Source organism: Microbacterium sp. K41 (genome assembly GCF_004794395.1).
GTDB classification, from domain to species: domain Bacteria; phylum Actinomycetota; class Actinomycetes; order Actinomycetales; family Microbacteriaceae; genus Microbacterium; species Microbacterium sufflavum.
This window is the reverse complement of record NZ_SSDO01000294.1, coordinates 1-6,225: the sequence shown is the minus strand read 5'-3', so window position 1 is coordinate 6,225 and position 6,225 is coordinate 1. Positions and strand designations below refer to the sequence as shown.

General features: G+C 72.2%; 7 protein-coding genes. 4 read left to right on the top strand and 3 right to left on the bottom strand.

Annotated features, from left to right (window positions below; translation table 11 throughout):
• The coding region (locus DW309_RS08595) for an amidohydrolase family protein (RefSeq protein ID WP_168387228.1) at positions 1–391 on the top strand (391 nt) is incomplete at its 5' end.
• Between the two features lie 50 nt (positions 392–441).
• Entirely contained in the window at positions 442–1,887 is a 1,446-nt protein-coding gene (locus DW309_RS08590) for a Na+/H+ antiporter NhaC family protein (protein WP_136045134.1), read from the top strand.
• Between the two features lies 1 nt (position 1,888).
• Here DW309_RS08590 and DW309_RS08585 read toward each other — a convergent pair whose 3' ends face one another.
• Entirely contained in the window at positions 1,889–2,191 is a 303-nt protein-coding gene (locus DW309_RS08585; RefSeq protein ID WP_136030785.1) for a hypothetical protein, read from the bottom strand.
• Between the two features lie 20 nt (positions 2,192–2,211).
• Positions 2,212–3,492, bottom strand: a complete 1,281-nt coding sequence (locus tag DW309_RS08580) for an Nramp family divalent metal transporter (protein WP_240753167.1) — start codon at positions 3,490–3,492, stop codon at positions 2,212–2,214.
• 114 nt (positions 3,493–3,606) lie between these two features.
• Between DW309_RS08580 and DW309_RS08575 the strand changes: the two genes are divergently transcribed.
• Positions 3,607–4,299 (top strand): TrmH family RNA methyltransferase, encoded by a 693-nt coding sequence (locus DW309_RS08575; RefSeq protein WP_136030783.1) that lies wholly within the window; start codon positions 3,607–3,609, stop codon positions 4,297–4,299.
• A gap of 33 nt (positions 4,300–4,332) precedes the next feature.
• Here the strand turns inward: DW309_RS08575 and DW309_RS08570 are convergent, their stop codons facing one another.
• On the bottom strand, positions 4,333–5,655 hold the full coding sequence (locus DW309_RS08570; protein WP_136045133.1) for an MATE family efflux transporter: 1,323 nt from the start codon (positions 5,653–5,655) through the stop codon (positions 4,333–4,335).
• A 91-nt stretch (positions 5,656–5,746) separates the two neighbouring features.
• Between DW309_RS08570 and DW309_RS08565 the strand changes: the two genes are divergently transcribed.
• Positions 5,747–6,225 (top strand): DnaJ family domain-containing protein (locus DW309_RS08565; RefSeq protein WP_240753166.1); only part of this gene is annotated, 479 nt, incomplete at its 3' end.

Below are 6,225 nucleotides of genomic sequence, written 5' to 3'. Positions count from 1 at the left end.
CTGGTCGAGCAGGCTCGGGCCCGTGCGTGCGGCTCGCGCCTGGCGCGTGCGCGACTACTGGGACGCGGGTGCCCCGGTCGCCCTCGGGTCGGACTGGCCCATCGCGCAGAACGACGCCCGGATCGGCCTCGCGTGGGCCATGCTGCGCCGCCGCCCCGGCGACCGCGACGCCCCGGTGTTCGAGCCCCACCAGGTGCTCACCCCCTACCAGGCGCTGCACGGCTACACCGTGGGCGCTGCGCGGGCGCAGGGCGACGGCGACCTCGGTCGCATCGCCCCCGGCTACCGCGCCGACTACGCCGTGTGGGCGGAGAACCCGCTGCACGTCGCACCCGACGACCTCCCCGACCTGCCCGTACAGCGGACGGTCGTCGGCGGCGTCGAGCCCTGACCCCCGGCTCGACCACCCCCTCCCTTTCCTTTCACACCGAGGTGAACCCCATGCCCGAATTCGGCGCCCTCGCGCTCCTGCCCATCGCGGTGATCCTCGTGGTCGCCGTCGCCACCCGCCGCACCCTCTTCGCGCTCCTCTGCGGCACCGTCGCCGGAGCTCTGATCCTCGGCGGCTGGGGCGGCTTCGACGTCTGGGTCGAGTACACCGGCAAGGCCCTGTCGAACGAGACGGCGCAGTGGCTGCTGCTGATCGTCGCCCTGTTCGGCATCCTGATGATGCTGTTCGAGAAGTCGGGCATCGTCACCGACTTCGCCCGCTGGGTCGAGCGGTTCGTGACCTCGCGGCGGAAGTCGACCCTGCTCACGTTCCTGCTCTCGATCGTGCTGTTCGTCGACGACTACCTCAACGTGCTCACCACCGGCACGTCGATGAAGCAGGTGACCGACCGCTACCGGGTTCCGCGCACCCAGCTCGGCGCGATCATGAAGATGACCGCTGCCCCGATCGCCGTGCTCGTCCCCGTGTCGACGTGGGCACTGTTCTTCTCGGGCCTGTTCGAGGCGCAGAGGGTCACCGTCGGCGGCAGCGGCTTCGGGGCCTACCTGCAGTCCATCCCGTTCATCTTCTTCGGCTGGGCGGCCATCGCGGTGGCGCTGCTGATGAGCATCGGCTGGCTGCCGAAGCTCGGCCTGATCAAGAAGGACGCGCTGCGCGCCGAGCGCGACGGCGACGTCTTCCCGCTCGGCACGACAGACGCCGAACGCCGGGCCGAGGGCGCGGCGCTGCTCTCCGAGCTCCGCGCGGACGACGCGGACGGTTCGACCGCGCAGCGCGTCGCCGTGGCGCTCGAGACGACCACGGACACCGCGCGCAAGCCGCAGCCGTGGTCGTTCCTGATCGCGATGGCCGTGCTGGTCGGCGTCACGATCGCGACGGACGCCAACGTGGTCGCCGGTACCGCGGCGGCCCTCGCGGTCTCGGTCGTGCTGGTGCTCGTGCAGCGTCGGCTCTCGGTGCGCGGCGTGCTGGACGCGGCGCTCGAGGGCATCGAGAGCATGCTCTTCGTGATGGTGCTCACCGTGCTCGCGTTCATGGTGCAGGAGATGAACATCGCCCTGCAGCTCGCCGAGTTCGTGATCCAGGTGACCGAGCCCGTGCTCACCCCCGCCCTGCTGCCGGCGATCGTGTTCGCCGTGTGCGGCGTCTACGCCTACGCGACCGGGTCGTTCTGGGACCTCGCGGCCGTCATCACCCCGGTCGTGCTGCCGCTGGCGCTCGCTCTCGGTGCCGACCCGATCCTGGCCGGTGCCGCGGTGTTCTCGGGCGCCGCGCTCGGCAGCACCACGTGCCTGTACGGCGACGGCATCATCCTGGCCTCGCGTTCGATCGGCATCAAGCCGATCAACCTCATGCTGGCGATCCTGCCCTACGCGGGGATCGCGGCCGGGCTCTCGCTCGTGCTCTATCTGGTGACGGGGTTCGTCGCGGCCTGAGTCACGGATTCGCGACGGCGACCAGCAGGCCGAAGGCCACCTGCCCCGCGAAGAACACCACGAGGAAGCCGAGGAGGGCGGCGGCGAGCGACAGGCGCCCGTCGAAGCCCTCCACCTCGGCGATCCCGACCTTGCGCGCGCGGAAGGCGAGCACGAGCGTAGCGATGCCGAGGGCGAGCTGCAGCCACGGTCCGAGCGGGCCGACGACCTTCGGGAACGCGATCAGCACGGCCCCGATCACCCCGGTCGCGATTCCGATCCAGGTGAGGATGCGGACGGTGCGGCGGGCGTTCTCGGCGGGCATGGTGTCGAGCCTATCCGGGCTCATGCCCCCGTCAGGACCAGCCAGAGCAGCGCGGCGTTGAGGGCGATGAGCAGCACCGAGGCGACGACGCCGGCGATGGTGGTCCACGCGCGGTTGGCCCACATCCCGAGCGTGCGCCGCTGCGCGGTCAGCGCCACCAGCGGGATGAGCGCGAACGGGATGCCGAACGACAGCACGACCTGGCTCAGCACGAGCGCGAGGGTGGGGTCGACGCCGAGTCCGAGGATCGCGAGGGCGGGGATCAGGGTCACCAGCCGCCGTGCGAGCAGCGGGATGCGCACGTGCAGCAGCCCGTGCATGATCTCGGCGCCCGCGTAGGCGCCGACCGAGGTGGACGCCAGGCCGGACGCGAGCAGCCCCACCGCGAAGAACGTGGCGACGACGGGACCGAGACCGGCGGCCAGGGCGGCGTGCGCGCCTTCCAGGGAGTCGGTGCCCTCGACCCCGGCGAGGTTCGCCGCGGCCAGCAGGAGGATGCCGAGGTTGACCGACCCCGCGATGACCATCGCGATCGACACGTCCCAGCGCGTGGCGGTGAGCAGGCGGCGGATGCGGGAGGCCTCGGTCCGCGTGGCCTCCTCGTGGGGCAGACCCGCGCTCCCGAAGCGGTCGCGGGCGAGCGAGGAGTGCGCGTAGATCGCGTGCGGCATGATCGTGGCGCCGAGGATGGAGGCCGCGAGCAGCACCGACCCGGTGCCCTCGAAGCGGGGCACGAGTCCGGCGACGACACCCGCGGGGTCGGGCGGGGCGAGGAACAGGCCGGCCAGGAAGCCGACCGTGATGACGAGCATCAGTCCGATGATCACGAACTCGAAGGGGCGGGCGCCGCGGCGGCTCTGCACGGTGAGCAGGATCATCGACACGGCCCCGGTGATCAGGCCGCCGAGGAGCAGCGGCACGTCGAACAGCAGGTACAGCGCGACGGCGCCGCCGATCACCTCGGCGAGGTCGGTCGCCATGGCCACCAGTTCGGCCTGGAGCCAGTACGCGCGTCGCGCCCATGGGCGCTTCAGGCGTGCACCGAGGACCTCCGGCAGGCTCTGCCCCGTGACCACGCCGAGCTTGGCGGAGAGGTACTGGATGAGCCAGGCCATGACGTTTCCCGCGATGACCACCCACACCAGGAGGTAGCCGTACTGCGCGCCGGCGGTCATGTTGCTGGCGACGTTGCCCGGGTCGAGATACGCGACACCGGCCACGAGGGCGGGGCCGAGCAGCCACAGGCTGCGCGGGGCGGTGGCGGCGGACGGTGTCACGGGGGCGACGAGATTTTTCGGCACACCGAAACCGTAGCGTATTTTTCGGCATGCCTAAATATCCGGATCTGGGCCCCCTCGGTGACGACGATCGCTCCGCCGAGACAGGCGGCAGTGGGGCGGCGATAGCCTGGCGGGATGGATGCACGCACGCCCGAGAGCCCGGCGACGGACGACTCCGCGGCCCCGGTCCCGGACGGCGCGGGCGGGTCCCTCGCCCAGCCCGGATACGGCGTCGGCCCGTGGCCGGGAGGACGGGACGCCTGGCCCGAGGGGGAGCAGTACGACCCGGAGCTGCTCGCCAACGGCGACACCCGCAACGTGATCGACCGCTACCGCTACTGGCGGATGGAGCGGATCGTGGCCGACCTGGACACGCGGCGGCACCCGTTCCACGTCGCGATCGAGAACTGGCAGCACGACATGAACATCGGTTCGATCGTGCGCAGCGCCAACGCGTTCCTCGCCGACACCGTGCACATCATCGGGCGCCGCCGCTGGAACAAGCGCGGCGCCATGGTCACCGACCGCTACCAGCACGTCGTGCATCACGAGGACGTGGCGTCGTTCGCCGCCTGGGCCGCGGCGGAGGGGCTGCCCGTGATCGCGGTCGACAACGTCGAGGGCGCCGTCCCCGTCGACCGGGCGGACCTGCCGCGTGCGTGCGTGCTGCTGTTCGGGCAGGAGGGTCCGGGGCTCTCGGACGAGGCGCTCGCCGCGGCCTCCGCGCACGTGGAGATCACGCAGTACGGCTCGACCCGCTCCATCAACGCCAGCGCCGCGGCCGCCGTGATCATGTACGAGTGGTGTCGCCGCCACGCCGCGGACTGAGGCGCGCGTGTTCGGCCCGCCGCGCCGCGACGGTCAGGCGGCGGCGGAGAGCCAGCGTCCCGACCGCACCCGCCAGCCGAGCGTGCCGAGCCGCGCGAGCAGGTACACGCCGAAGAAGGCCACCGCGAGCCAGATCAGGCCAGCCGCGCCGTCCACTCCCGTCGCCGCGATGATCCACAGCACGGGCAGGAACGGCACCAGGTTCAGGCCGCCCGCGATCGCGAGGTAGCGCGCATCGTTCGCGCCCATCAGCACACCGTCGAGCACGAACACGACACCGGCGATCGGCTGGGCGACCGCGAGCACCAGCAGCGCCGGCTGCACGAGTGCCGCGACGTGCGGGTCGCCCGTGAACACGATCCCGAGCACGCCCGACAGTGCGGCGATCACAGCGCCGACCGCCACGCCGAACCACGCGCCCCAGGCGACCGTCCGGCCGAGGACGCGCTGCACCTGCTGCTCGTCTCCGGCGCCCAGCTCCTTGCCGATCAGCGCCTGCGCGGCGATGGCCAGGGCGTCGAGGGCGAAGGCGGCCGCGGAGAAGATGGTGAACACGATCTGCCACCCGGCGAGCTCGTCGGTGCCGACCCCGGTCGCGACCGCCACGGTCGCCAGCAGTGCCACGCGGAGGCTGACCGTGCGCAGGAACAGCCATCCGCCCGAGGTGGCGGTGTTGCGCAGGCCGTCGCGCTGCGCCCGGAGCGAGGCGCTGTGGCGGGAGGCGAGCCGCTGCACCACCAGCACGTACGCGGCGACCATGCCCCACTGCGCGGCGACCGTGCCGGCCGCGGATCCGGCGATGCCCCAGCCGAAGCCGTAGATGAAGAGCCAGTTGAGCAGCGCGTTGGCACCGAAGCCGAGGCCGGCGATCCAGAGCGGGGTCATGGTGTCCTGCATGCCGCGCAGCAGCCCGGTCGCCGCGAAGACGATGAGCATTGCCGGCAGCCCCCACATCGAGATCACCAGGTACTCGTCGGCCTGGGCGGCCACGGCCTCGCTCGCGCCGAACAGCGACACGAGCCACGGCGACGACACCGCACCGATCACGGCCAGCACGGCTCCGAGGCCCAGGGCCAGCCACATGCCGTTGATCCCGACCGACACGGCCTCGCCCGGCTGCCCGGCGCCGAAGCGCCGCGCGACCGCCGGGGTGGTCGAGTACGCGAGGAACACCATCAGGCCCACGATGGTCTGCAGCACGGCGCCGGCGATGCCGAGCCCCGCGAGCGGCGTGGTGCCGAGGTGGCCGACGAGCGCGGCGTCGACGATGAGGAACGCCGGCTCGGCGATCAGCGCACCGAGTGCCGGAACCGCCAGTCGCAGGATCTCTCGGTTGAGGGAGGTGCGCGCGGCCATCCTCCGAGCCTATGACCTCGCGCCGACACCCGTGCCGTGCCCCCGGACCGCACGTAGGCTGGAGGAGAGCAGGATGCGGCGGAGGTGCATCATGTCCGATCCCCGAGACGAGGCGGCGCGGTACCTCGCGCGCCGTCGGTCGCCGGGCGACGGGGCCGACGACGAGACGACCGTCTCCTCGACGCCTGGTGCGGCGGCGGCCGTGGATCGGGCGGCGTTCATCGAGAGCGCGATCCAGGTGGCGATCCGCCGCGGCGACTTCGACGACCTCCCCGGTGCGGGCAAGCCCATCGAGGGGCTCGGCACCCACCACGACCCTGACTGGTGGATCCGGCGCAAGATCGAGACCGAGAACCTCACCGGGCTCGGGCCGCCCGCGCTGCTGCTGCGCACGGAGGACCGCGAGCTCGACGGACAGCTCGACCTCCTCGGACGAGAGTCCGACGTGCGGGCGGTGCTCGAGGACTTCAACCGCCGCGTGATCGAGGCCAGGCGGCAGCTGCAGGGCGGCCCGCCCGTGGTCACGGCGCCGCGGGACGTGGAGGCCGAGGTCGCCGCGTGGCGCGAGCG

Bases quoted from the DNA above. Each gene is read 5' to 3' on its own strand.
- DW309_RS08585 (WP_136030785.1), bottom strand. From the start codon at position 2,191: ATGCCCGCCGAGAACGCCCGCCGCACCGTCCGCATCCTCACCTGGATC.
- DW309_RS08570 (WP_136045133.1), bottom strand. From the start codon at position 5,655: ATGGCCGCGCGCACCTCCCTCAACCGAGAGATCCTGCGACTGGCGGTT.
- DW309_RS08575 (WP_136030783.1), top strand. From the start codon at position 3,607: ATGGATGCACGCACGCCCGAGAGCCCGGCGACGGACGACTCCGCGGCC.
- DW309_RS08590 (WP_136045134.1), top strand. From the start codon at position 442: ATGCCCGAATTCGGCGCCCTCGCGCTCCTGCCCATCGCGGTGATCCTC.